Annotated in this window: 20 protein-coding genes; 15 read left to right on the top strand and 5 right to left on the bottom strand. The window is 42.5% G+C overall.

All coding sequences use genetic code 11. The features are described 5' to 3' along the window. The 4 genes from FLP08_RS01820 to FLP08_RS01835 all read left to right on the top strand — a co-directional run bounded on the left by FLP08_RS01820 (nt 1) and on the right by FLP08_RS01835 (nt 4,194). Nucleotides 1-1,428 (top strand): CCA tRNA nucleotidyltransferase, encoded by a 1,428-nt coding sequence (locus tag FLP08_RS01820; protein WP_156273445.1) that lies wholly within the window; start codon nt 1-3, stop codon nt 1,426-1,428. A 47-nt stretch (nt 1,429-1,475) separates the two neighbouring features. Beyond that, complete coding sequence (locus tag FLP08_RS01825; protein ID WP_156273447.1) at nt 1,476-2,501, top strand: COX15/CtaA family protein; 1,026 nt, start codon at nt 1,476-1,478, stop codon at nt 2,499-2,501. A gap of 24 nt (nt 2,502-2,525) precedes the next feature. Next, nucleotides 2,526-3,038: an IS1096 element passenger TnpR family protein gene (locus tag FLP08_RS01830; protein ID WP_156273449.1), complete on the top strand. Its 513-nt coding sequence runs from the start codon at nt 2,526-2,528 to the stop codon at nt 3,036-3,038. Between the two features lie 97 nt (nt 3,039-3,135). Then, complete coding sequence (locus FLP08_RS01835; RefSeq protein ID WP_156273451.1) at nt 3,136-4,194, top strand: nucleoid-associated protein; 1,059 nt, start codon at nt 3,136-3,138, stop codon at nt 4,192-4,194. A gap of 62 nt (nt 4,195-4,256) precedes the next feature. Here the strand turns inward: FLP08_RS01835 and FLP08_RS01840 are convergent, their stop codons facing one another. After that, complete coding sequence (locus FLP08_RS01840) at nt 4,257-5,321, bottom strand: hypothetical protein (protein ID WP_156273453.1); 1,065 nt, start codon at nt 5,319-5,321, stop codon at nt 4,257-4,259. Between the two features lie 94 nt (nt 5,322-5,415). Here FLP08_RS01840 and FLP08_RS01845 point away from each other — a divergent pair, with 94 nt between their 5' ends. The 6 genes from FLP08_RS01845 (at nt 5,416) to FLP08_RS01870 (ending at nt 14,921) form a co-directional block, all read left to right on the top strand. After that, nucleotides 5,416-6,321, top strand: a complete 906-nt coding sequence (locus FLP08_RS01845; RefSeq protein ID WP_156273455.1) for an ABC transporter ATP-binding protein — start codon at nt 5,416-5,418, stop codon at nt 6,319-6,321. Next, nucleotides 6,321-7,157: an ABC transporter permease gene (locus FLP08_RS01850; protein WP_156273457.1), complete on the top strand. Its 837-nt coding sequence runs from the start codon at nt 6,321-6,323 to the stop codon at nt 7,155-7,157. The genes FLP08_RS01845 and FLP08_RS01850 overlap by 1 nt, the downstream gene beginning before the upstream one ends. A 26-nt stretch (nt 7,158-7,183) precedes the next feature. After that, nucleotides 7,184-9,934 (top strand): T9SS type B sorting domain-containing protein, encoded by a 2,751-nt coding sequence (locus tag FLP08_RS01855; protein ID WP_156273459.1) that lies wholly within the window; start codon nt 7,184-7,186, stop codon nt 9,932-9,934. 4 nt (nt 9,935-9,938) lie between these two features. Beyond that, the gene (locus FLP08_RS01860; RefSeq protein WP_156273461.1) at nt 9,939-11,537 is read left to right on the top strand and encodes a T9SS type B sorting domain-containing protein; all 1,599 of its coding nucleotides are present in this window, start codon (nt 9,939-9,941) and stop codon (nt 11,535-11,537) included. A gap of 70 nt (nt 11,538-11,607) precedes the next feature. Further along, nucleotides 11,608-13,611, top strand: coding sequence for an excinuclease ABC subunit UvrB (gene uvrB, locus FLP08_RS01865; RefSeq protein WP_156273463.1), 2,004 nt, complete (start codon nt 11,608-11,610; stop codon nt 13,609-13,611). 92 nt (nt 13,612-13,703) lie between these two features. After that, a complete protein-coding gene (locus tag FLP08_RS01870) occupies nt 13,704-14,921 on the top strand; it encodes a phage tail-like protein (protein ID WP_156273465.1) in 1,218 nt (405 codons plus the stop codon). A gap of 53 nt (nt 14,922-14,974) precedes the next feature. On the opposite strand, the gene FLP08_RS01875 is transcribed toward FLP08_RS01870, so the two are convergent. Next, complete coding sequence (locus FLP08_RS01875; protein WP_156273467.1) at nt 14,975-15,418, bottom strand: Hsp20/alpha crystallin family protein; 444 nt, start codon at nt 15,416-15,418, stop codon at nt 14,975-14,977. Between the two features lie 195 nt (nt 15,419-15,613). On the opposite strand from FLP08_RS01875, the gene FLP08_RS01880 reads away from it, so the two are divergent. After that, the gene (locus FLP08_RS01880) at nt 15,614-16,912 is read left to right on the top strand and encodes a DUF2254 domain-containing protein (RefSeq protein ID WP_156273469.1); all 1,299 of its coding nucleotides are present in this window, start codon (nt 15,614-15,616) and stop codon (nt 16,910-16,912) included. A gap of 1 nt (nt 16,913) precedes the next feature. Then, complete coding sequence (locus FLP08_RS01885; protein ID WP_156273471.1) at nt 16,914-17,150, top strand: DUF1456 family protein; 237 nt, start codon at nt 16,914-16,916, stop codon at nt 17,148-17,150. Nucleotides 17,151-17,240: 90 nt separating this feature from the next. Here the strand turns inward: FLP08_RS01885 and ettA are convergent, their stop codons facing one another. The 3 genes from ettA to FLP08_RS01900 all read right to left on the bottom strand — a co-directional run bounded on the left by ettA (nt 17,241) and on the right by FLP08_RS01900 (nt 19,665). Then, a complete protein-coding gene (ettA, locus tag FLP08_RS01890; RefSeq protein WP_156273473.1) occupies nt 17,241-18,932 on the bottom strand; it encodes an energy-dependent translational throttle protein EttA in 1,692 nt (563 codons plus the stop codon). Between the two features lie 63 nt (nt 18,933-18,995). Further along, the gene (locus FLP08_RS01895; protein WP_156273475.1) at nt 18,996-19,475 is read right to left on the bottom strand and encodes a DinB family protein; all 480 of its coding nucleotides are present in this window, start codon (nt 19,473-19,475) and stop codon (nt 18,996-18,998) included. Between the two features lie 10 nt (nt 19,476-19,485). Continuing rightward, a complete protein-coding gene (locus FLP08_RS01900) occupies nt 19,486-19,665 on the bottom strand; it encodes a CAL67264 family membrane protein (RefSeq protein ID WP_156273477.1) in 180 nt (59 codons plus the stop codon). Between the two features lie 186 nt (nt 19,666-19,851). Between FLP08_RS01900 and FLP08_RS01905 the strand changes: the two genes are divergently transcribed. From FLP08_RS01905 to FLP08_RS01915, 3 genes are all read left to right on the top strand, one after another. Next, the gene (locus FLP08_RS01905; protein WP_156273479.1) at nt 19,852-21,480 is read left to right on the top strand and encodes an acyl-CoA carboxylase subunit beta; all 1,629 of its coding nucleotides are present in this window, start codon (nt 19,852-19,854) and stop codon (nt 21,478-21,480) included. 8 nt (nt 21,481-21,488) lie between these two features. Beyond that, nucleotides 21,489-23,126 carry a M1 family metallopeptidase gene (locus tag FLP08_RS01910; protein WP_156273481.1) on the top strand — a complete coding sequence of 546 codons (1,638 nt, stop codon included), beginning with the start codon at nt 21,489-21,491 and terminating at the stop codon, nt 23,124-23,126. A 63-nt stretch (nt 23,127-23,189) separates the two neighbouring features. Continuing rightward, nucleotides 23,190-24,932 (top strand): glycoside hydrolase family 13 protein, encoded by a 1,743-nt coding sequence (locus FLP08_RS01915; protein WP_156273483.1) that lies wholly within the window; start codon nt 23,190-23,192, stop codon nt 24,930-24,932. The last annotated feature ends 44 nt before the right edge of the window (nt 24,933-24,976 follow it).

Here is a 24,976-nt window from a genome sequence, read left to right on the forward strand (position 1 = left end):
ATGCCGAAATACCACAATTACAGGAAAGCTTTACATCATAAAATTTTCAATGTCATTTCTGAAGCCGCCGATGAGCTATCAGTAGATGCTTATGTGATTGGAGGTTTCGTTCGGGATCATATTCTTGAGCGCGGAGAGCCTAAAGATATCGATATCGTTGCGATTGGAAGCGGGATCGAGCTTGCCAAGAAGGTTTCAGAAAAACTACCTCATAAACCCAAGGTTCAGGTATTCAAGAATTTTGGCACTGCCATGTTGCGTTCTGGTGATATGGAAATTGAATTTGTCGGCGCCCGTAAGGAAAGCTACCGTAAGGACAGCCGCAAGCCCATCGTAGAGGACGGAAGTCTTGAGGATGACCAGAATCGCCGCGATTTCACCATAAACGCCCTGGCGCTGAAACTCAATGAAAATGGATTCGGTGACCTTCTCGATCCTTTCAACGGCTATGAAGATCTTAAGAACAGGATTATTCGCACTCCGCTGGACCCGGATATTACCTATTCTGATGATCCACTGCGAATGTACCGGGCCATCCGGTTCGCCACCCAGCTGAATTTTATGATCGAAGCTGAGTCCCTAAAGGCCATCAAACGAAATAAGGATCGTATAAAGATCATTTCCAAGGAGCGCATCCTTGATGAACTTAACAAGATCATGTTAAGCGACAAACCATCCAAGGGCTTTGCGCTGCTATATAAGACCGGGCTTCTTAAAAAGATACTTCCCGAACTAACGGCCCTGCAGGGAATAGACGAGGTTGAGGGACAGAAGCATAAGGATAACTTCTGGCATACTTTAGAAGTCGTGGATAATATTTCTGAAAATACCAGTGACCTCTGGTTAAGGTGGGCTGCGCTGCTGCACGATATCGGGAAAGCTCCTACTAAAAAGTTCCATAAGAAGATCGGCTGGACCTTCCATGGCCATGAATTTGTTGGAGCTAAAATGGTCTTTAAATTATTTAAGAGGCTCAGGCTTCCCCTTAACGAAAAAATGAAATTCGTTCAGAAAATGGTGCTGATGAGTTCCAGGCCCATTGCCATAGCCGATGACAGTGTCACCGATTCGGCGGTACGCAGGCTGATTTTTGATGCGGGAGACCATATCGAGGACCTTATGACCCTTTGCGAGGCAGATATCACCACAAAGAATCCCAAGCGATATAGGAAATATCATAATAATTTCCAGCTGGTAAGGCAGAAGATACAGGAAGTAGAAGAGCGGGACCATATCAGGAATTTCCAGCCTCCGGTTAGCGGTGAAGAGATCATGGAGACCTTTGGAATCAAGCCAAGCCGCGAGGTGGGGATGATCAAGGATGCCATTAAAGAGGCTATCCTGGAGGGTGAGATCCCTAATGAATATGAACCGGCCCGTGATTTTATGCTGAAAAAAGGAGAAAAACTGGGGCTTAGTGTAAAATAAACCTCAAAAACATAAGCATTTTGTATTACTAACTTTTATGCTATTCGATGTATCGTAAACTTGTAAAAACCTCGCTTATCCTGGTCTACCTGGTGATCGTGGCCGGCGCCGTGGTAAGAATGACCGGTTCTGGCATGGGTTGCCCAGACTGGCCAAAATGTTTTGGATATTACATCCCTCCCACCGAAGTCTCTGAACTTCAGTTCCAGCCTAAAAAAAGTTTTAAAAAGGGCCAGGTGATCATCGTAGATGAAAGCCTGAAAGTTGCAAACCAGGATTTTACCACCGAGGATACCTATGACCCGGCAAACTGGCAGGATTATACCAAGCATGATTACGCTATCTTTAACCCAACCCACACCTGGGTGGAATATATCAACCGGCTGGTAGGAGCACTTGCCGGACTGGCAGTTCTCATTATGGCCTTCCTATCCATCAAAAAATTTAGGTATAAAAAACGGATCACTTTTCTGTCCTGGCTTTGTGTATTTATGATGGGATTCCAGGCCTGGCTTGGAGCTACCGTGGTTTATTCTGTCCTTGCCCCTGCAAAGATCACCATCCATATGGTCATGGCCCTGGTAATCGTCGCGGTTTTGTTGTACCTTCTTTATGTTTCTGCAGAAAAGGGAGAAGATAAATTCAAGACCAGCACTTTCCAGAACCTGATGATCCTGGCGGTGTTCTTAAGCCTTATCCAGGTGGTTATGGGCACCCAGGTAAGGCAATTCGTAGATGAACAGGTACGCAGTCTTGGTTATAATGCCAAAAACCTCTGGCTGGCAGATCCCAATATCACTTTTTACTTGCATCGTTCTTTTTCGATTATCGTTTTGCTCGTAAATCTTGCGCTCTGGTGGAAGAACCGTAAACTCGATTTGAACCTCAACAGGATCAATATCGTGATCGCCCTTATCCTGCTGGAAGTAGCCACAGGGGTTGCCATGTACAACTTCGATTTTCCTTTCCTCTCACAGCCGCTGCATCTAGTGATAGCTTCCCTGCTATTTGGATTCCAGTTTTACCTGTTATTGGAAAGCCTTTATGCAACTAAGAAAATTAAAAAATTGTAACTTTGCACTCCAAATTTTTTAGTTATGGTTTATAGATTCCGAGTAATTCTCGATGCTGATGAAGATGTGTTTAGGGATATAGAAATGCTTCAGGAAAGCACCCTGGAGGACCTTCACAATACGATTGTTCAGTCTTTTGGATTTGATGGGACCGAAATGGCTTCCTTTTACATAAGTGATGACGAATGGAATCAGGGCGAGGAGATCCACCAGTTCGATATGAGCGGTCACGACACCTCCATAAAACTGATGAACGAAACCTCCCTGGACAGCATCCTTTCTGAAAAACAGACCAAACTTATCTACGTTTACGATTTCCTTAAAATGTGGACCTTCTTCGTGGAGCTTGGCCAGATCGCCGAGATCGAGGAAGGACGTGATTATCCTAACCTGATGTATGTTCACGGACAAATTCCAGACAGCGCTCCCGAGAAAGAATTTAAAGGAGAAGACGAAGGCCTTTTGAACGGGGATTTCGACGATGACTTTGACACAGATGGTTACGACGATTTCGAATTCGACGAAAACTGGAATTAATTCAGGGTCTTTTCCACAGGCCGGTTAATTTCTTCTGAAAAAACTTCTTTCAGAATTCACATTTTTCAATTTTATTTAGTCAAAATTTCAGACATAGATGATCAATCTTTTTAATGCCCAAATTGAATCCCTTTCCATCCACCGGGTGGGAAACAAGAATCGCGGTGAGAATATGTTCATTTCAGCTTCTACCTTTCATTTGAACGATGAGATCAAACCGCTGATCAAGGAATATTTTCTGAAACCCTTCCGTGAAAAGGAAGAGTCTTATTATCGATTTCATCATGAATCTGATATAGAGTTCAATGAACTTTATAATTTGAGCAACCAGATCTTTGACGATCCTTACAACACCCATGAATACTCGAAAAAGATCGCTACGCTTCTTTATGAGCAGTCCACTCACCCGCATATCAAAAGTGGGGAGGTTTATGTGGTCTATTTTGAAGGGATGCAACTTGACAATGAAAAGGTTTCGGCCATCGGGATCTTTAAGTCTGAATTGAAACATGATTTCCTTCAGTTCGAACAGAAACAAAGCAATCTTGAAATGATCGTTCAGCAGGGTGTGAACCTACAGAAACTTGACAAAGGAGCGATCATCTTCAACAAGAACAGGACTGAAGGATACAAGATCCTATCCGTAGATTCTAATAAATACGATACAAAATACTGGCTGGAAAACTTCCTGGGTGTGGATGTGCTTGCCGATGAGAACTATTTCACCAAGAATTACCTGAACTTCGCCAAGAATTTCGCCAAAGACGTGGTACTGCCTGCTGAAGACAAGAAGCAGGAGGTAATGTTCATGAATAGAAGCATGGATTATTTCGCGAAAAATGACGATTTCGAGGAAAGCAATTACATTAACTCTGTGATCGACAACCCGGCCCTCATCCCCGAATTTCAGAATTACAAGACTGAAAAGGCTCCGAAATATAAGGTCGAGGACCTGACGAGTTTCCCTATCGCTAACAAGGCAGTGACCGATGCGCGTAAAAAGATCAAGAATGTGATCACTTTAGACACGAACATCCAGATTAAAATGGACTTCGTAAATGCAGATTCGGCCGAAAAATTCGTTGAAAAAGGCTGGGATGAGGAAAAACAGATGTACTACTACCTGGTTTACTTCAATAAAGAGGAGAAAAAATAATATTAGCTACAAGCTGAAAATATTAAGCTCTAAGCCGTATTGATTACAGCTTAGAGCTTTTTTTATTCCAGCAGTCGCTGCATATTCACGTTCTCGTAATTACGCTTCACAAAATCCAGGGCCGTTCTCAGGATCTGTCCCATGGTACTGGCACGTTTGAACTTCATATCCTTTGAAAAGGCGTACAGATCATTTCTTAGCTCCTTAACATTATCCTTGGTAGAAACATGGTCATTGATCATACACCTGATCAACTCTTTGTACCGGCTTTGGGTATTGATCATCCTTTTTGCCAGCAATGACCTCTCCTCCTTTCGATATTGTTCGATAGATGATTCTTCCAGTTTATCTGAAACCAGTTTCACCATTTTGTAGTTCTCCTTGAAGAATTGCGGACGGTAAACCTTCAGGTTACCCTCAAAACACTGCTGGTCGAAATCTATTGCCCTGATCTGGTATTCCACATGGTCAAAATCGTGGGTTGGGATGACCACATAATTGTAGGAGCGCATATCCCCCAGCAACCTCACCGTACAGCGTTCGTTGAACTTAACGAACTGTTTCGCGATCTGGGTCTGCGCCCTGAGATCACATTTTGGCAAATGGTCTTCTATAAAGACATCACCTGGAATACCCGCAATATGCTCCTCGATAAGCGTATCCTTATAGACCAGGAAATTGATTCGGTGTGGAGACAGCAAATGCTCGAATTCAAGGCCATACAACCTGGAAGCATCTGCCTTTTTTACATAGAAATAGGTAAAACTATCATTTAGGATGTTCCTAACCTTAACCCGGAAAGGCTTGGAGTTCCCGAAGGTACAGTAATCGATGGCATCCACATTCAGATAATCCAGCGAGTCATCACTACCATCTGAATGTAGGATCGTATACACCTTCTTAAGACTATTATCTATTTCCAGGCGTTCATGATCGGGATAATAACATCTTACCCAGAAGGTATCTTCGTCATGCTGATCGTAAACCACGATAGAACCAGAAAACCTTAGCAGGTCGTCGTAAAAAACAGGGATTTTAGTATTGCGATTATATTTGGCCAGATATCGGTTGAAGCGCTCATTGATAGGAAATGCAGGCTTCTTCTTAGACATCAGTTTTTCATCCATAGTATTCCTCGATTTGCTCAAAATTAAGCTTATTATAGCGAAAGCTGTAACAAAATCCTATTTTAGGCGTCGTATTTTAAACACTTCACCAATCTTGGAAACAATTTTAAGTTTAAATAACCTAACTAAAAAATTCGGCAGGATCACTGCCGTTGATAATTTAAGTTTTAGCATAGAAAAGGGAAATGTCTATGGCATTCTGGGCCCGAACGGTAGCGGAAAATCCACTACCCTTGGTATGGTCCTGAATGTGGTTAACAAGACCTCAGGAGAATTCAGGTGGTTCGACGGTAATATGTCTACCCATGAAGCTCTGAAAAAAGTAGGTGCCATTATCGAGCATCCTAACTTTTACCCATATATGACGGCGGAACAAAACCTCGCCCTCGTCTGCAAGATTAAGGGAACTAACAAAAGCAAGATCCTGGAAAAACTGGAGATCGTAGGACTTTTGGATCGTAAGGACAGTAAGTTCAGCACTTTTTCTCTTGGTATGAAACAACGTCTTGCTATCGCTTCTGCCCTGTTGAACGACCCGGAAATACTGATCCTGGATGAACCTACTAACGGGCTGGATCCTCAGGGAATACACCAGATAAGGGAGATCATCAGGAAGATCGCAGCCGGTGGAACAACGATTCTGCTGGCTTCTCACCTGCTTGATGAAGTAGAGAAGGTTTGTTCGCATGTAGTGATCATCAGGAAAGGAAAGAAGTTGTACAGCGGGCCGGTGGACCAGATCATCAACAGCCATGGATTTTTTGAACTTAGAGCAGCCAACATGGAAAAGCTTGAAGAACTGCTGAAAACCCATCCTAAGATCGGAAAGATCTCCTACAAGGAAGGAATGCTAACGGCTATCCTGGAAGAACCTATGCAGGCAGATGAGATTAACCGCTATCTTTTTGAAAAAGGGCTTTCCCTATCTTACCTAAGCATGCGTAAGGAAAGCCTGGAAGAACAGTTCCTTCAATTAACCAACCAAACCAAGCAGAATTAATGTTACGATTACTCGAAATAGAATATAATAAGTTACGCTACAGCCGTTCAGCCAGGATATTGATCATCACCTATTTTATCCTGATCACTTTCATCGCCCTTATTGCTTCAATTGAATTCAATATAGGTGAGATCGAATTCAGAGTTGCAGACCAGGGAATTTTCAACTTCCCCTACATCTGGCACTTTAACAGTTATATAGCCGCGATCTTGAAACTATTCCTGGCCATCGTGATCGTTTCCATGATGTCGAACGAATATAGCAACCGAACCATCAAACAGAACCTTATCGACGGGCTCAGCAAAAAAGAGTTCATAATGTCGAAATTTCTTACAGTTCTGGTGTTCGCCGGGATTTCCACATTATTTCTTTTTATAGTAAGTATGATCCTTGGATTATCATTTTCAGACTATAACGAAATATCTATCATTTTCTCAGATCTTGAGTACCTGCTCGCCTATTTTATAAAGCTTACCGGATTTTTCGCTTTCTGTATGTTTCTTGGCATCCTGGTTAAAAGATCGGCTTTTGCCTTGGGTTTCCTGGTAGTATGGGCTATTTTTGAAGGGATCGTTTATGCCATCATGAGATTCAGGATCTTTAAAGATGCAGATATCGCTTCGGGCATCGCACAGTTCTTCCCCCTGGAATCGATGAGCAACCTTATCGTGGAACCTTTCTCCAGGCTGAACGCCGTACAAACGGCCGCCAGCCAGATAGGCAGCGAACTGGACAAGGATTACGGGATTCACTGGTATCAACTGGCCATTGTAATCGTTTGGACTTTAATTTTTGTCTATTCCTCGCTTCTTCTTTTGAGGAAGAGAGATTTGTAGGGAAATTAGTTAGCTTTATATAAATCATGAGATTTATAGCATTCATCATAATTACCATTTTTCCTTTATTCCTCTTTAGCCAGGGAGAAGGCGCAAACTGGTATTTTGGATTGAATGCCGGATTATCCTTTAAAGATGATCAGGTTCAGACACTTACTAATGGGAAGATCACTACCATTGAAGGGGTGTCCACCATCTCAGATAGAAATGGAAATTTACTATTTTATACTGACGGTATAGAATTATATGACCGGAAGCATAATTTGATGCCGAACGGAGGAAATCTTAAAGGGAATGTTTCAAGTACTCAATCTGCCCTTATTGTTCCCAGGCCTAAGCACCCTGGTATCTATTACCTTTTTACCGTTGACAAGCCTGATTATACTATTCCCAAAAATGACCCAATTGAAGGGGTCAATTATAGTATTATAGATATGTCCCTTAATTCTGGCTTCGGAGATATTGTAAATGGCCAGAAGAATATTCACCTACAAACCTATGACCCGGGGAATCCAGCCGAAAACGAATTTAAAAGTTCAGAAAAGATAGCAGCGATAATAGCCGGAGATTGCGAATCTTATTGGGTAGTCACCCATTTCACCAATAAATTCTATGCGTTCAAGGTTACCGAAGATGGTTTGGTTACCGATCCCGTAATTTCTAAAGTACCAACCAACATTCCCCCTACCACACGTGATGACGGTGCTAATAAAACTGCAATTGGCCAGATGAAAATATCTCCAGACGGGAAGTTTCTCGCCATTGCGCATTCCTCCACCATTTTGGGTGGTGGTCCCAAGGACACCAACAAAACCAATGGTAAGGCATTCCTCTACCACTTCAATGATGATGATGGAACAGTTTCCGACGAAAAATTGATACTGGACAACGCCTATCCCTACGGAGTAGAATTTTCGGCGAACTCAGAAAAACTGTATATCACCAACAATTTTTATAAACCTAATGGGGTACTTGAAAAATCTGAACTTTATCAATTCGATCAGAATTCAGCAAATATTGCCAGTACAAAAACCCTGATCCATACCGGGACTTTCACAGCCGGGGCACTGCAACTTGCCATCGATGGAAAGATCTATAGGTCTGGTTATCCATTTCTTGCTGATGGTCATACCGCCGTTTCCAGGATCAACAAACCTGATCTTACAGGCACCGCGGCCAATTACGTGCAGGATGCGGTTAAATTACCCGAAGGCACCCTGGTCACCCTGGGGCTACCTCAATTTATCCAGTCTCTTTTAAAAAATGACTTTGAATTTGAGAACCTATGCCTCGGAGACAAAACACATTTTTCCCTCTCTACAGAAACGAATTATGATACGGCAGAATGGGATTTTGGTGATGGCTCCACTGGCTCTGGTCTTGAAGTTGATCATACCTATGCCCAGCCGGGATCTTATACGATCACCGTAAATGGTTATATCAATGGAATTATACAGGAACCTATCTGTAAACAAATAGATATTGCTGAGAATCCTGATGTTTTACCGACTTACGAACTGGTTCAATGCGATATTTATGACGATAATGGATCTGACGGTCTCGCTGAATTTAACCTGCAGTTGGCAAAAGATCCTATCTCAAAAGGCAATACGGCTACACAGGTATTTTTCTATGAATCCCGATCGGCCGCAGAAAATGATATTAAGAATGGAAAGTCTCTCGATAATATTTTCAGGAATACCACACCAAATCAAAAGCTTATTGCCAAAGTGACCTCCTTCGGGTCCCTTTGCTACAGTATTTCTGAAGTTAGCCTTAAAACGAAAGACGGTACCGATATTTATCCAGATCCAGTAAGCGGTTGTGATTTGGGTAATGGCGAGGCCGAGTTCAACCTGAATCTTATAAAAAATAATATTGTTAATGACTACGGGCTGCCTCAAAATATAAGCCTCACTTTTCATGAAAAAGAATCTGATGCGGCACTGGGCCTGAAACCCTTACCCGATACTTACTTTTCCGATCCACGCACACTTTATATAAGGGCAGAGAGCGACAACATATGTTACGGATCGGGGGCCGTGGAGCTAAAGATCGGCTCCGTACCAGATTTTCAACAGGCCTTCAGCCTGGAGGCATGTTCGTCTCAGTTTCCCATCCAGCTGGGAGGAGAAATTAATATCAATTCAGCCAGGTACGATTTTACCTGGAACACAGGCCAGACAGGAGAAAGTATCAACATACAGCAAGGCGGAACCTATTTTCTAACTGTTTCAGACAAGGAACTTGGCTGCAGCAGGGAAATAGAATATCAGGTAACAGAACAGCTTTCTCCGGAGATCATTACAGTGGATATAGATGCAGATCTAGCCAGTGGCCAGGTGGAAGTGATCGCCGAAACGAATGGGGAAGGTTTTTATGCCATGGATTCCGAAAATGGGCCTTTTCAGACCAGTCCGGTATTCACCGATGTCACTCCCGGTGCACATACGGTTTACGTAAAAAATGAAAAGGCCTGCGAGATCGCCTCCCGGGAAATTTTTGTCTTTGGCTTTCCAAAATTTTTCACGCCAAACAATGATGGCTACAATGATCGATGGCGACCTTCTGATATTCCAGACCCAGAATATAAATTAAATGGAATATTTATTTTTGACCGTTATGGAAAATTACTGGTTCAGTTACCCGCGGAAACTAAGGGCTGGGATGGTAATTTCAATGGAAAACCAATGCCCTCCAACGACTACTGGTTCGAGGTGACCTTACAGAATGGCAGGGTTTTCAAGGGACATTTTTCACTGGTTCGTAAAAATTGAATAATTGATCTTTAAACACATTTTAATTTTTCTCGGTTTTATATTTCTGAATTTCTCTCTCCAGGCTCAGGTGAATGATTGTTCCGGGGCTATCAAGATCTGCGGGGATGGCGCTATCTCCAGTAATGCCGAAAATGCCGGAACCCAGGAGCTTAACGGTAGAAATAATTGCTCAAGCAGGGAACATAACAGCCTGTGGCTAGAGATCGAGATCACAAAACCCGGTAGTTTAGGTTTCACACTAAAACCGACTAGCGGTTCATTGAACATAGATTATGACTTCTTCATATTTGGCCCTAACGCGAGCTGCGGAAACCTGGGAAGTGCTATCCGTTGTTCCACCACCAATCCCCTGGCCTCAAATTCTACCAGCAATCATACCGGAATGAATGATACCGAAACCGATACAAGTGAAGGCCCTGGTCCCGATGGAAATAATTTTATCAGATCCCTGGACGTACTGCCAGGCGAAACCTATTTTATTGTGATAGACAGGCCTATTGGGAATAGTCCCTTTGAACTGGAATGGACGGGAACTTCTACAATTGACGGTTTTCCCTTTCCTGAAGGCCCTGCAATAGGTGAAGCCATGAATCTTGAAACCTGTAATTACAAGGGGCTAGCAGATTTTGATTTTTCGGTGACCGGCAATGAGATCGTGACTCAGAACAATACGAGCCTTAGCTACCATAAAACCCTGGCCGACGCCACAGATAATATAAACCCTATTAACGGAACCTACACCAGTTCAAGCCCAATAAAAACTATTTACGCAAGAGTGGAAAACGATCTTACAGGTTGCGCAAAGATCACGGAATTTGACCTTATTATTCATGAGGGTCCGATGATAAGCGATGAAAACAGTATTGAACGCTGCGATCTGGATCTCAATGGAGAAGAAGATTTTGTGCTCACCGATCTAAATTCTAGCATTCTCAACGGACTGGATCGGTCAGTTTATGAAATTCAATATTTCCGAACCCAGGAAGAAGCAAGTGCAGACATGGATCCCATTTTGACTGATTATAATTCAAAGGGAAATGAAACGGTTTATGCCAGGATCTCAGAAAAAACAGATTCAGATTGCTATAATATTGCCGAAGTAAAACTGGTCTTAAATAACCCTCCCGTGCTCGAATCGGTTTCATTAACGCAGCCACAGATCAATTCGAATAACAATACAGTTACTCTCAATCTCGACAATGCTTCCGCGTATGAATATTCTATGGGAATCATTGAAGGCCCGTATCAAAGCAGCAATGTTTTTACTAATGTAAAATCAGGATTTCAAACAGTATATATCAGGGACTTGAAGGGCTGTGCCGTGGTGAGTACCGAGATTGTAGTGGTGGGATATGATAATTTTTTCAGCCCGAATAATGACGGCATCAATGATTTCTGGCAGTTAAGAGGGATCAGCACTCCGGGAAACCTGGTGCATATCTTTGACAAATACGGAAAACTACTCACTAAGATCAATGCCACAGGTAAAGGCTGGGATGGTTATTACAACGGGAAGCCTATGCCAGCCGATGATTATTGGTTCAGGGTAACTCTACAAAATGGCCAGGAATTCAACGGACATTTCTCACTTGTTAGATGATTCCTAAAAAATTGATTAGGGACCGATAATTGCTTAATTTCGTGAGGCTATGTAAAAGAAATCTGCCTGCATGAAATTCAATATCAAATCTGATTACAAACCTACCGGCGACCAGCCAAATGCGATAAAGCAGCTGGTAACGGGTGTTAATAACGACGATAAATATCAAACTTTACTAGGGGTTACCGGATCTGGAAAGACCTTTACGGTGGCAAATGTCATTGAAGAGGTTCAGAAACCTACCTTAGTACTGGCCCATAACAAGACTCTTGCTGCTCAGTTATATTCAGAATTCAAGGAATTCTTTCCGGATAACGCGGTAGAATATTTTGTAAGTTACTACGATTATTACCAGCCGGAAGCATTTATTCCAACTTCGGGAACCTATATTGAAAAAGACCTTTCCATTAACGAAGAGATTGAAAAGCTCAGGCTTAGTACTACCTCTTCTCTTCTTAGCGGAAGAAGGGATGTGATCGTCGTCGCTTCGGTTTCCTGCCTGTATGGTATCGGGAACCCGGTGGAATTCAGAAAGAATGTGGTTTCTATTGAAAGGGACATGGAAATTTCCAGGACCAAATTCTTACATAGCCTGGTGCAAAGCCTTTATTCCAGGACCGAAGCAGAATTCACCCACGGAAATTTCAGAATAAAAGGTGACACTGTTGATGTTTTTCCTAGCTATGCAGATAATGCTTTCAGAATTCACTTTTTTGGAGATGAAATTGAAGAGATCGAGGCTTTCGATCCAGGAACCAATGATGTTCTTGAAAAATATGACCGTCTGAACATTTATCCCGCTAATATGTTCGTGACCTCCCCAGATGTACTACAAAATGCGATCCACGAGATCCAGGATGACCTGGTAAAGCAGGTCAGCTATTTCCAGGATATCGGAAAAACACTTGAGGCAAAAAGGCTGGACGAAAGGACGAATTTTGATTTGGAGATGATCAGGGAACTTGGATATTGCTCCGGGATCGAAAACTATTCACGTTACCTGGATGGCCGTAAACCCGGCACAAGGCCTTTCTGCCTGCTGGATTATTTTCCCGATGACTACCTGATGGTGGTCGATGAAAGTCACGTGACCATTCCGCAGGTTCATGCGATGTATGGCGGGGACAGGTCAAGGAAGGAAACACTGGTAGATTATGGTTTCAGGCTACCGGCAGCAATGGATAACCGGCCATTAAAATTTGAGGAATTTGAGGCTTTACAGAACCAGGTAATCTATGTAAGTGCGACCCCGGCAGATTATGAGCTTCAGAAAAGTGAAGGAGTATACGTTGAACAGGTGATAAGGCCAACAGGATTATTGGATCCGCTAATCGAAGTTAGACCGAGCCTTAACCAGATAGACGACCTTATCGAGGAGATACAGGTACGGGTTGAGAAAGATGAAAGGATCCTGGTAACCACCCTGACCAAAAGAATGGCCGAGGAGCTTACCAAATACCTTACGAGAATAGACGTTCGCTGTAGGTATATCCACTCAGATGTGGATACTCTGGAACGAGTAGAGATCATGCAGGACCTTCGGAAAGGTCTTTTTGATGTACTTGTAGGGGTGAACTTATTGCGTGAAGGGCTGGATCTGCCCGAAGTTTCCCTAGTGGCCATTATCGATGCTGATAAGGAAGGCTTCCTGCGAAGTAATCGTTCCCTAACCCAAACCATTGGTCGTGCTGCCAGGCACGTGGAAGGTAAAGCCATACTTTATGCCGATAAGATTACCGACAGTATGCAAAAAACCATCGATCAAACGGAATATCGTCGCAGCAAACAGATCGAATATAACAAGGAGCATAATATCACCCCAACGGCATTGAACAAGAAATACAATAATGCCCTTATCAAGGAAAAACTGGATGTTTACGAGCACGAGAAACGTCCCGATCTTAAAGCTGCAGAGGAAGAAGCCGAATACCTGACCAAACCACAAATGGAGAAAAAGGTAAGGGAAAAACGTAAGGCTATGGAATCTGCCGCCAAAGAGCTGGATTTCATGCAGGCGGCGAGACTTAGGGACGAAATTAAAATCCTGCAGGAAAAAATAGGGCAAATGAGTTAAAAATAAAATTCTGCTAAACGAAATTTTATTTATATTTATTTCATCCTAAAGCATTTACACCTGCTAGCTTGGCAAACAAAAAACGTTTGTCCATGAAAATTTTTTATGTTCTACTCTTTGTAGTATTCAGTATTCCTGTGTATTCGCAGGTTGGTATCGGCAATTCCGATCCCAAAGCGCAACTAGACATTTCGGCCACTAACAGGCTCGATCCGGCCAGTATTGACGGGCTACTCATCCCCAGGATAGAGAAGTTCCCGATTACCAATCCGGGAATGGATCAGCATGGAATGATGGTTTTTTTAAGCAAAACCGTTGGAGTAAATCCTTCCGGATTCTATTTCTGGAATGCTGCTGATAATAAATGGAAGGCTCTCACTCCTGACGCATCTAATCCTAATTTCTATAAACCCGGAACAACGCTGAGTCCCAACAATGTGACCGAGCCCATGTACCGGGATGCCAGCATTGGCCTGGGAACAGATCAGATCACTTCCCGATTACAGGTTGCCATTGCAGCCGGCAAGGACCTTACACTAAAAAAAGGCCTGGAAGTAGATAATGCTAATTCGGCCACAGATAATTTAACGACCTATGGGATCATAAGTGACAACCGCAGCCAGACCAATGGCAATAAATACGGAATTAAGACCAACGTAGGCGGAGTAGGTATCGGGATACACTACGGAATCTTCAATGAGACCTACCAGAATACGGGCACCAATGATATCTATGGAATTTTCAACAGGGTTGGCCGAACCTTTGGCGCCAAAAGCAACAATTACGGAATCTACAGTGAAATTGGGAGCATACAGGGCGTAGGAAATATTTACGGAATATATTCTGTGGCCATAGGTGATGCAAACAGCAATGTGTATGCTGGTTATTTTGCCGGAAGGGTTGGGATTGGGAATACGCCAGATATCGAGTATGTCCTCCCTACTTCAAGGGGCACGGATGGGCAGATCCTCATGACCAATGCCACGGGACAGGTTTCCTGGGCAAACCCAGGCTTCGAAAATTATTCCTCAACTACCAGCGCCACGGGTGATTTCGTAATCACCGATGATGTTGGTTCGTTAAGAATCAATAATCAGGTGAGCGGTTTAGTGATCCCTTCCTCTGCATCTAACAAGGGCAGGATCATAAGGCTTATCAACTGGCCGGGAAACTCTGAAAAAATTTTGATCTTCCAGGGTGGAGATGATCTTTTTGACATTAGAACAAACTCCAAGGTGCTAAGTATAAAACCTCAACAACTGCTTACTATACAGAGTGCAGGTAACCGTTGGATATTATTAAGTCAATAAAAAAAGCGCTCCGAAAGAGCGCTTTTAAAACTAACTAATCAAATTTATTCAGGTTATGATATTTCAATCAATCTCTTAGCCTGAACTTTCGCTTCTTCTTTCTTAGGAAGAGCGATCTCGAGTACTCCATTATTATATGAAGCTGAAATTTTAGTACTATCAACCGAATCTGGTAAACTAAAGGCACGTTTAAAGGTGCTATAGCTAAATTCCTTCCTGGTGTATCTACCATCCTTATCGGTGGTTTCTTTTTCCTTTTTGTCTTCAGAAGAAATGGTTAGAACGTCGTTATCAAGTTCGATATTAAAATCTTCCTTAGACATTCCTGGTGCAGCCACCTCAACATTAAAGCTTTCCTCAGTCTCCTGGATATTTACCGCTGGAATACTGGTTCCTATGCTATTAACATTAGTAGTTCCACCTAGCCAGTCAGTTCTGAACATATCATCGAATACTGATGGCAACCAACCTGTTTCGTTTCTTTTAATTAGACTCATGGTTTTATATTTTTAAGTTGTTATACATTTTGTTTTCAGTAACTAATTAGCAATTCAGATACCATTTGCAAAAACATGCCTTTTTGACACCTTAAAAGTAAAAATACATGTCATTTTGACAATAGACTAAAATTAGGTTAATCTCTGTGAGCTTCCCCAAGTTTGCTTAACTTTAAAACTGAATAGATCAGCCCTATGAAGCAGCTCTTTAATAGAACCATTTCCTTTTTTAATGTACTGGAAAGTAAAATTGCCTTTTACCCTACTCTCCTGGCGTTCCTGGGTTTCAATTTTGCTTTTTTCATGCTTTATCTAGAAAACAGGGGAGTTTCAAAGTATTTACTCGAACATGTACCTGTTCTTGTTGTGGATAATGGAGATACGGCCATGACCATTCTAAGTTCGCTTATTACCGGACTTATTTCCATGGTGGTTTTCAGCTTTTCGATGGTAATGCTTTTATTAAGCCAGGCTTCAAGTAATTTTTCTCCGAGACTTTTACCCGGACTCATCAGTGACCGCCGGCATCAGGTAATTCTGGGAATCTATCTGTTTACGATACTGTACTGTATTTTTATTTTGTTTGCCATTCAGCCCACCGGGAACAAATCCCAAATCCCCGGATTCGCTGTTCTTCTGGGGATTATCCAGACCGTGGTAAGCATTTATGCTTTTATATATTTTATTCATAACATCTCCCAGAGCATACAGATAAGTAATATTCTGCAGAATATTTTTGAAACAGCTAAGAGCAGACTCACCAAGCTCATAGACACCGAAGAAAAACAAAAATCAGATTTTCCTGAAACCGAAGACTGGAAAGAATATCATAGTGAAAAAAGCGGATATCTACAGAACATATCCTTTACCAACCTGGTAGATATTTGTGAGAGCGAGGACATAAAATTACACATTCTTCCAGTAAAAGGAATTTTCGTATTGAGCGGCATTCCTTTATTCCGCTGCAATAAGGATCTGGATGAAGACAAGGTAAAAAAGATACTTTCTAACTTCAATTTCTCTCGTGAGGAACTTGTGGCAGACAACTATACCCTGGCCTTTAAACAGATCACTGAAATTATTGTAAAAGCTATGTCTCCCGGAATCAACGATCCAGGCACCGCAATTAACGGAATAGATTACCTTACCGAACTACTGGCCTTGAGGATGAAGAAAAAGGACCAGAGCATGATCCTTCGGGACGAGGTAGCTTATATCAAGCTGAACACCATAGATTTTGAAGACCTGCTATACAACATCATGGCACCAATACGTACTTACTGTAAGAACGATATAATTCTGGTTCAAAAATTACTTTTGATGTTTTACTATCTGGAAAAACAGGAAAGCGATAATACCAATTACTGTAAGTACCTAAGGAAAGAAGCGGAGTCTTTGATGAAAGATGCAAAAGCTTCCATCGAAAATGAGGAAGATATCGAAAAAGCTACCGAACTTGCGGCGAGATTTAATTTACACACTACAAAAGATTAATATGGCACTTACGAACAATGATATTTTTAAGAAATTAAGGGTAGCTCATAAATTAACCAATGATGATATCGTGGAGATCTGTAAACTGGTTGACTTCAATGTTTCAAAAAGTGAACTGGGCGCTATTTTTAGAAAAGAAGGCCACGAAAAATATATGGAATGCGGAGACCAGTTCCTTCGAAATTTCCTGGACGGGCTTATTATTCATCTTCGCGGTCCCATGCCTAAGAAGAAGTAAGAAGATTGACTTTAGACGAAATTAAAAAAGGAGCCGAAAATATTTTCAGCTCCTTTTTTCTTACTACTAATAATTTTAAGCCAGAGGCTCTTACCTTACCAGTTTCTTGTATTTAATCCTTTTCGGCATTAGGTCTCCTCCGAGGCGTTTCTTTTTATTTTCTTCGTAATCTGAGAAACTACCTTCAAAGAAATACACTTGGGAATCACCTTCAAAGGCAAGGATATGTGTACAGATCCTGTCCAGGAACCAACGGTCGTGAGAAATAACCACCGCGCAACCTGCAAAATTCTCCAGACCTTCTTCCAGCGCTCTAAGGGTATTCACATCAAGGTCGTTAGTAGGCTCATCCAGCAGGAGAACGTTTCCTTCTTCTTTCAAAGTCATCGCCAAATGCAGGCGGTTTCTTTCCCCTCCAGAAAGCATGCTTACCTTCTTGTTCTGTTCACTTCCACTAAAGTTGAACCTGCTTAGGTATGCCCTGGAATTCACCTGGCGGCCACCCATCATGATAAGCTCCTGCTCATCACTAAAGTTCTGCCAAATAGTTTTATCGGGATCAATATTCGCGTGGCTCTGGTCTACGTAGGCGATCTTGGCGGTTTCCCCCACTTTGAAGCTTCCTTTGTCTGGCTCTTCCTCTCCCATGATCATTCTGAAGATCGTGGTTTTTCCAGCACCATTAGGACCAATGATTCCTACGATCCCGGCCTGTGGAAGATTAAAATTAAGGTCTTCGTAAAGCAACTTATCGCCGTAAGCTTTGCTTACCCCATTAGCCTCGATCACATTGGTTCCCAGGCGTGGCCCGTTTGGAATATAAATCTCCAACTTTTCGTCCATTTGCTTCTGATCCTGGCTAAGTAGCTTATCATAATTCTTAAGCCTGGCCTTTTGCTTGGTTTGTCGGCCTTTAGGACTCATCTTGGCCCACTCCAGCTCTCGCTCAAGCGTCTTCTGGCGTTTACTTGCCTGTTTCTGCTCCTGGGCAAGTCTCTTGGATTTCTGATCCAGCCAGGAAGAATAATTCCCTTTCCATGGGATACCCTCTCCACGGTCAAGCTCAAGGATCCACCCGGCAACATTATCAAGGAAATAACGGTCGTGAGTAACCGCGATCACGGTTCCTTTATATTGCTGTAAATGATGCTCGAGCCAGTGTACCGATTCGGCATCCAGGTGGTTGGTAGGCTCATCCAGCAATAATACATCCGGCTCCTGAAGTAGAAGTCGGCAAAGGGCCACCCTTCTTCTTTCCCCTCCGGAAAGCACGGCGATCTTTTTATCCGGCTCCGGAGTCCTTAAGGCATCCATCGCAATATCCAGTTTGGTATCCAGTTCCCAGGCATTGCTGGCATCGATCTTATCCTGAAGTTCAGCCTGCTTATCCATAAGCTTCTGCATCTTATCTGCATCTTCATAAACTTCCGGAAGACCGAACATATCGTTGATCTTGTTATACTCATCAAGAATGGCCACTGTTTCCGCAACCCCTTCTTTCACTACTTCAAGTACGGTCTTATCTTCATCCAGTTCTGGCTCCTGCTCCAGCATCCCGACGCTGTAATTAGGAGAGAATACCACATCTCCCTGGTAATTCTGGTCTTTACCGGCAATAATGCTCAGTAAGGTAGACTTACCGGATCCGTTCAAACCAAGGATCCCGATCTTAGCCCCATAGAAGAAGCTCAAATAAATATTTTTCAATACCGGAGTATTAGCCTTGGGAAAGGTCTTGGTAACTCCAGACATTGAAAAGATCACTTTTTTATCGTCTGACATATATTTTAAAAATTTAGTTCTTATTCGTTCAGGACTGCAAATATCCTGAATTTTTCACAGAATTCAATTATCATAAACTCCCAATAATCTCTGGATAATTAGCAATTGTCCTGTATGGTAAGCACTATGTTCTATAACCAGCAGTAGTTCCCGCAACAGGCTATGCTCGCTGGAGTTTTTCACTGGCATATTGAGATCATTATTTTCATCCAGAATAAAATCCCTCAGAAGTTTCCTGTCCTCGAAATAATCAGATTTCAGGTCTTCCCACACCTCTTCGCCGGGAGGTTCGGGTGCATCGGGCCAGTAATCATCGGGCCAGTTGCTTTCCTGGTAATCTTCAGACATTGAATATTCCAGGATGTCTTTCTGGGCATAAGCTAAATGAAAGAAAACCTCGTAAAAGGAATAAGGCAATCCGGAAGGTCTTAGGCCTATCATATCGAATGGGACAGCATCCAGGAAACTATCAATAGATGCGAAGGCCTGCCCGCCTTCAAGGTGTTTTACCAGCTGCTGCCTGGTTGATTTTTCTGAAAACATATTTTATGAATTATACCCTTCCCTTAAGAGCGTTAAAAACCCAGGAAATAAAGAAAAACCCGATCCCCGTTACTGAAAATCCTATGGCATAATCTTTATATTTTAATACTCCCAAAAGAACCAAAGCGGCTCCAACCAGAAAGGTCAAAAAGGAAGCCCAACCGAAAATAGTGTTTTTATTCATCGCCATAAACCCTGATTTTATACAAATATCGGCTAATTTTTAATGCTTCATTAACGGCCGAGAATTGCAGTGTTTTTGTATTTTAGCCAAAAGCCATTTCTGAATAAAAATTCATAAAATTCCTTCAGAAATCAGATTAATTTAAAATTAATCACATTAAAATAAACAAATTATTGTAAAAAGTTTAATCTAATGGATATCAACTTCAATAAAAATGAAGATCATAATAAGCTGCTAGTTTCTACGCTGAAACAGAAGCTTGCTAAAATAAAATTAGGTGGTGGCGAAAAGCGCATCGAAAAACATCATTCAAAAGGAAAAATGACCGCCAGAGAAAGGATCGACTTTCTTTTAGATGATAAGGAAAGATCTATAGAGATCGGTGCTTTTGCGGGAGACGGAATGTATAAGGAACATGGAGGTTGCCCAAGCGGTGGCGTTGTAGTGAAAATGGGCTACGTTTCCGGCAAGCAGTGTATCGTGGTGGCCAATGATGCTACGGTAAAGGCCGGGGCATGGTTCCCTATTACCGGCAAAAAGAATTTAAGGGCCCAGGAGATCGCTATCGAAAACAGGCTTCCTATCATTTATCTTGTAGACTCTGCCGGGGTTTACCTGCCAATGCAGGATGAGATCTTTCCAGATAAGGAACACTTTGGAAGAATCTTTAGAAACAACGCCGTAATGAGCAGCATGGGGATCACCCAGATTGCCGCGGTGATGGGTAGTTGTGTTGCCGGGGGTGCCTACCTACCCATTATGAGCGACGAGGCCCTGATCGTGGAAAAGACCGGAAGTATCTTCCTTGCGGGAAGTTACCTAGTAAAAGCCGCTATCGGTGAATCCATTGACAATGAAACATTAGGCGGTGCCACCACTCATTCAGAAATTAGTGGGGTTACCGATTATAAGGCCAAAGATGATAAAGATGCCCTTACCCGCATCAAAAATATCATGGATAAGATCGGCGATTATGACAAGGCTGGCTATAACCATTCAAAACCGGCAAAACCTAAGGAAAAACCGGAAGATATCTACGGAATATTACCAAAGAAGCGCAGCGACCAGTATGATATGCACGAGATCATTTACAGGCTCGTAGATAATTCAGAATTCGAGGAATATAAGGAAGGTTACGGCCAGACGATCATTACCGGCTATGCACGAATCGATGGCTGGGCCGTTGGAATTGTGGCCAACCAGCGAAAAATCGTAAAGACCAAAAAAGGAGAAATGCAGTTTGGCGGGGTCATCTATTCAGATTCTGCAGATAAGGCCACCCGTTTTATTGCCAATTGTAACCAGAAGAAAATTCCCTTGGTCTTTCTTCAGGATGTGACCGGATTCATGGTAGGCAGCAAAAGTGAACATGGAGGCATCATTAAGGATGGAGCCAAAATGGTGAATGCGGTGAGCAACTCGGTAGTCCCTAAGTTCACTATTATTCTAGGTAACTCTTATGGGGCCGGGAATTACGCTATGTGTGGTAAAGCCTATGATCCACGACTTATCGCGGCCTGGCCAAGTGCAGAACTTGCAGTTATGGGTGGAACCCAGGCAGCGAAAGTACTTGCCCAGATAGAAACGGCAGCAATGGAAAAGAAAGGCGAAAAAGTAGACGAAGAAAAGGAGAAAGAAGTTTTTGACAAGCTGAAAGCAAAATATGATGAACAGACTTCTGCCTATTATGCTGCTGCCAGGTTATGGACAGACGCCATCATAGATCCGCTGGATACCAGGAAATGGATCTCCATGGGAATCGAAGCTGCCAATCATGCTCCTATTGAAAAAGATTTCAATATGGGCGTTATCCAAACATAGATTTCACGATGAAAAAATTGACAATATTTCTAACTGCTTTAATTATAGCAGCGGCCGGGCATGCCCAGGTAGTGGGTTCTAACCACACCGATTATACCGAAGCAGATAGCCTTAGAGGTGCCTTAAGACCGGAAAGAACAAGTTTCGATGTTCTTAAATATCATTTAAAACTGAAAGTTGAACCTGAAAAACAGTTTATTTCGGGATCTAATGTGATCAGTTTTAAGGTTGAAAATGATATGCCGGTGATGCAACTGGATCTTTTTGAAAATATGAAGATCGACTCCATCATGCACGCCGGGGATAAACTTGAATATGAACGCAGGTATAATGCTGTTTTTGTTCAGTTTCCTGAGGCATTAAAGCAGGGCCTTAAAGATTCCATTGAATTTTTCTATCACGGTAAACCGGTGGTAGCCGAAAATGCTCCCTGGGACGGTGGGTTCGTCTGGACAGAGGATGAACAAGGCAAGCCTTGGGTTGGTGTTGCGGTGCAGGGGACGGGTGCGAGTCTTTGGTACCCAAATAAAGACCATCAAAGCGATGAACCTGAAACAGCTCAAATGGACATTGCAGTTCCTAATGGTTTGATGAATGTTTCCAACGGTCGTTTTCTGGGTAAAAAGGACCTGGGAAATGGTTTTACCGAATGGAGCTGGAAAGTGGTAAACCCGATAAATAATTATAATATCATGATCAATATCGGGAACTACGAGCATTTTTCAGATACCTACAAAGACCTTGACCTGGATTATTATGTACTTCCTTACAACCTCGAAAAAGCCAAAGAGCATTTTACCGAAGTAAAGGACATGATGGCCTGTTTTTATGAAAAAATGGGGCCCTACCCTTTTGAGGAAGATGGATTCAAATTAGTGGAAACTCCTTATTTAGGCATGGAACATCAAAGTGCCGTGGCCTATGGAAACAAATATTTGAAGGGATACCTTGGGAATGACCTTTCCGGAACCGGTATTGGACTGAAGTGGGATTTTATCATAATCCATGAAGCGGGCCATGAATGGTATGGTAATAGTATCACGTCAAAAGATATAGCCGATATGTGGATACATGAAGGTTTTACCAGCTATACTGAAGCTATCTATATCGAATGCCAGTACGGAAAAGAAGAGGCTTTAAAATATATAAGGGGAATCCGTCAGAATATTGGAAATAGCCGCAAGATCATCGGTGATTATGGGGTGAATGCCGAAGGTTCCGGCGATATGTACTATAAAGGTGCCAACCTGCTGAATATGATTAGAAGTATATATGATAATGATCAATTATGGTGGAAGACCTTAAAGGATTATACCAACACCTATAAACATCAAACCATCACCACCCAGGATACCGAGAACTTTTTTAATGAAGCCACCGAGGTAGACCTGGAACCGGTATTCGATCAATATTTAAGACACGCTGCTTTACCTGTTCTTCAACTTAGACAAGCAGACGACCAGATCCTGTACCGCTGGAAAGCCGATGTGGTAGGTTTTGAAATGCCCGTAGATGTGATCATCGATGAAGAGGAAATAAGATTAAACGCCACTTCTGAATGGAAGTCCTACGAAACCGGGGAAGAGCTGGATGAGTTAAAAGTGAACGACCTGGAATTTTATATTGAGACCGAGATCCTTGAATAGGATCCGGTCTTAAAATATTTTTTTGGTACATTAGGATATGATAATCAATATCCTGGACCTTCTATGAAAACTTTATTTATCTCCCTGGCTTTAATTTTCTGTTTCAGCACCTATAATGAAATATTGGCTCAGCCTGATTCCTCTGATATCCCTAATACTCAAAAGACCTGGTGGAAAGAAGCTGTAATATACCAGATCTATCCTCGAAGTTTTAAGGATTCAGACGGCGATGGCGTAGGTGATCTCAAAGGAATCATCGAAAAACTGGACTATATCGAAAGTCTGGGCGTGAACATGGTCTGGCTGAACCCTATCTACAGTTCTCCCAATGCCGATAACGGCTATGACATTAGCAATTACCGCGAGATCATGGATGAATTCGGCAACATGGAAGATTTTGATCTCATGCTTAGTGAGATGCACAAACGCGGCATCAAATTCGTAATGGATGTGGTGGTAAACCACAGCAGTGACGAGCACAGGTGGTTTAAGGAATCCCGAAAATCCCGTGATAATCCTTACCGCGATTATTATCACTGGTGGCCGGCTGAAAAGGGTGAACCCAATTATCGCTACAGTCTGTTCGATCCTAAAGGAGAGGCCTGGAAATATGATTCTAAAACCAATGCCTATTACCTGCATTATTTCTCACAGAAGCAACCGGACCTAAACTGGGAAAACCCAAAAGTAAGACAGGAGGTCTATGATATTATGAAGTTCTGGGCAGAAAAAGGTGTGGATGGCTTCCGCCTGGATGCTTTCCAATTCGTGTCAAAGGACACCAGTTTTCCACCGCTACCCAAGGGGTATGAAAAGGATGTGATCAAATATTACGGGATGGGTCCCAACCTGCATAAATATCTTAAGGAACTCAATAGGGAAGTTTTAAGCCAGTATGATGTATTTGCAGTTTCTGAAGGCGCAGGAAGTACCTTCGAAGATGCACACTCCCTGGTGGATGCAGACAGGAATGAACTGCAGATGGCCTATCATTTTAAGGGAATGGATGTGGGAAACAGCCTGGAAGGTTATAAGCTATCCGAATTAAAGGAAGTATATACCACATGGGATAGCGCCTTCGCCAAAAAGGGCTGGCTGTCAATTTTCCTGGCCAACCACGATGTTCCTAGAATGGTTTCCAAATTCGGAAATGACAGTCCGGAATTTCGTGCTGCTTCCTCAAAAATGCTGAATACCTTTATCCTTACTATGCGCGGCACCCCTTATTGCTACTATGGTGATGAACTGGGAATGACCAATATCGGCTTTGATAGCATCAGCCAGTACCAGGATATAGTCGCGAAGAACGGCTACGAAAAGACCCTGAATGAAGGTGGAGATATTGAAAAATACATGGCTGAATTAAAATTTCTCTCCCGTGACAACGCCCGCACACCCATGCAATGGAATGATTCTGAACATGCCGGTTTTACCACCGGAACTCCCTGGCTACCGGTGAACGATAATTATAAAGAGGTTAACGTAGAGGCCGAGGACAAAGACCCGAACAGCTGTCTTAATTATTTTAGAGAAATGGTGAATTTCAGAATGGAAAACCCGGTACTTGTTTATGGTGCTTACGAACTATTGTTCCCCGACCATAAGCAGGTTTATGCCTACACCAGGCAGATGGGTGATAAAAAGATGCTCATTTTACTTAATTTTTCTAAGGAGGAATCTTCCATTGAAATTCCTTCAGAAATGAAAGAGTTGCAATTATTGAAGAATAATCTTCCGGAGGTCACAAAACAAGGTTTAGATCTGACTTTGGCACCGTACCAAGCACTTATCTTCAGTTACAGGTAAATAAGCTAAAAAAACTGAAACTGGCTTTTTAACGGCCCAAATAA

The sequence above is a fragment of the Christiangramia aestuarii genome (genome assembly GCF_009735585.1).
Taxonomy (GTDB): Bacteria; Bacteroidota; Bacteroidia; order Flavobacteriales; family Flavobacteriaceae; genus Christiangramia; species Christiangramia aestuarii.

Coding starts and splice junctions, on each gene's coding strand:
- FLP08_RS01820 (WP_156273445.1), top strand. CDS start 1: ATGCCGAAATACCACAATTACAGGAAAGCTTTACATCATAAAATTTTC.
- FLP08_RS01825 (WP_156273447.1), top strand. CDS start 1,476: ATGTATCGTAAACTTGTAAAAACCTCGCTTATCCTGGTCTACCTGGTG.
- FLP08_RS01830 (WP_156273449.1), top strand. CDS start 2,526: ATGGTTTATAGATTCCGAGTAATTCTCGATGCTGATGAAGATGTGTTT.
- FLP08_RS01835 (WP_156273451.1), top strand. CDS start 3,136: ATGATCAATCTTTTTAATGCCCAAATTGAATCCCTTTCCATCCACCGG.
- FLP08_RS01840 (WP_156273453.1), bottom strand. CDS start 5,321: ATGGATGAAAAACTGATGTCTAAGAAGAAGCCTGCATTTCCTATCAAT.
- FLP08_RS01850 (WP_156273457.1), top strand. CDS start 6,321: ATGTTACGATTACTCGAAATAGAATATAATAAGTTACGCTACAGCCGT.
- FLP08_RS01855 (WP_156273459.1), top strand. CDS start 7,184: ATGAGATTTATAGCATTCATCATAATTACCATTTTTCCTTTATTCCTC.
- uvrB (WP_156273463.1), top strand. CDS start 11,608: ATGAAATTCAATATCAAATCTGATTACAAACCTACCGGCGACCAGCCA.
- FLP08_RS01870 (WP_156273465.1), top strand. CDS start 13,704: ATGAAAATTTTTTATGTTCTACTCTTTGTAGTATTCAGTATTCCTGTG.
- FLP08_RS01875 (WP_156273467.1), bottom strand. CDS start 15,418: ATGAGTCTAATTAAAAGAAACGAAACAGGTTGGTTGCCATCAGTATTC.
- FLP08_RS01880 (WP_156273469.1), top strand. CDS start 15,614: ATGAAGCAGCTCTTTAATAGAACCATTTCCTTTTTTAATGTACTGGAA.
- FLP08_RS01885 (WP_156273471.1), top strand. CDS start 16,914: ATGGCACTTACGAACAATGATATTTTTAAGAAATTAAGGGTAGCTCAT.
- ettA (WP_156273473.1), bottom strand. CDS start 18,932: ATGTCAGACGATAAAAAAGTGATCTTTTCAATGTCTGGAGTTACCAAG.
- FLP08_RS01895 (WP_156273475.1), bottom strand. CDS start 19,475: ATGTTTTCAGAAAAATCAACCAGGCAGCAGCTGGTAAAACACCTTGAA.
- FLP08_RS01900 (WP_156273477.1), bottom strand. CDS start 19,665: ATGGCGATGAATAAAAACACTATTTTCGGTTGGGCTTCCTTTTTGACC.
- FLP08_RS01905 (WP_156273479.1), top strand. CDS start 19,852: ATGGATATCAACTTCAATAAAAATGAAGATCATAATAAGCTGCTAGTT.
- FLP08_RS01910 (WP_156273481.1), top strand. CDS start 21,489: ATGAAAAAATTGACAATATTTCTAACTGCTTTAATTATAGCAGCGGCC.
- FLP08_RS01915 (WP_156273483.1), top strand. CDS start 23,190: ATGAAAACTTTATTTATCTCCCTGGCTTTAATTTTCTGTTTCAGCACC.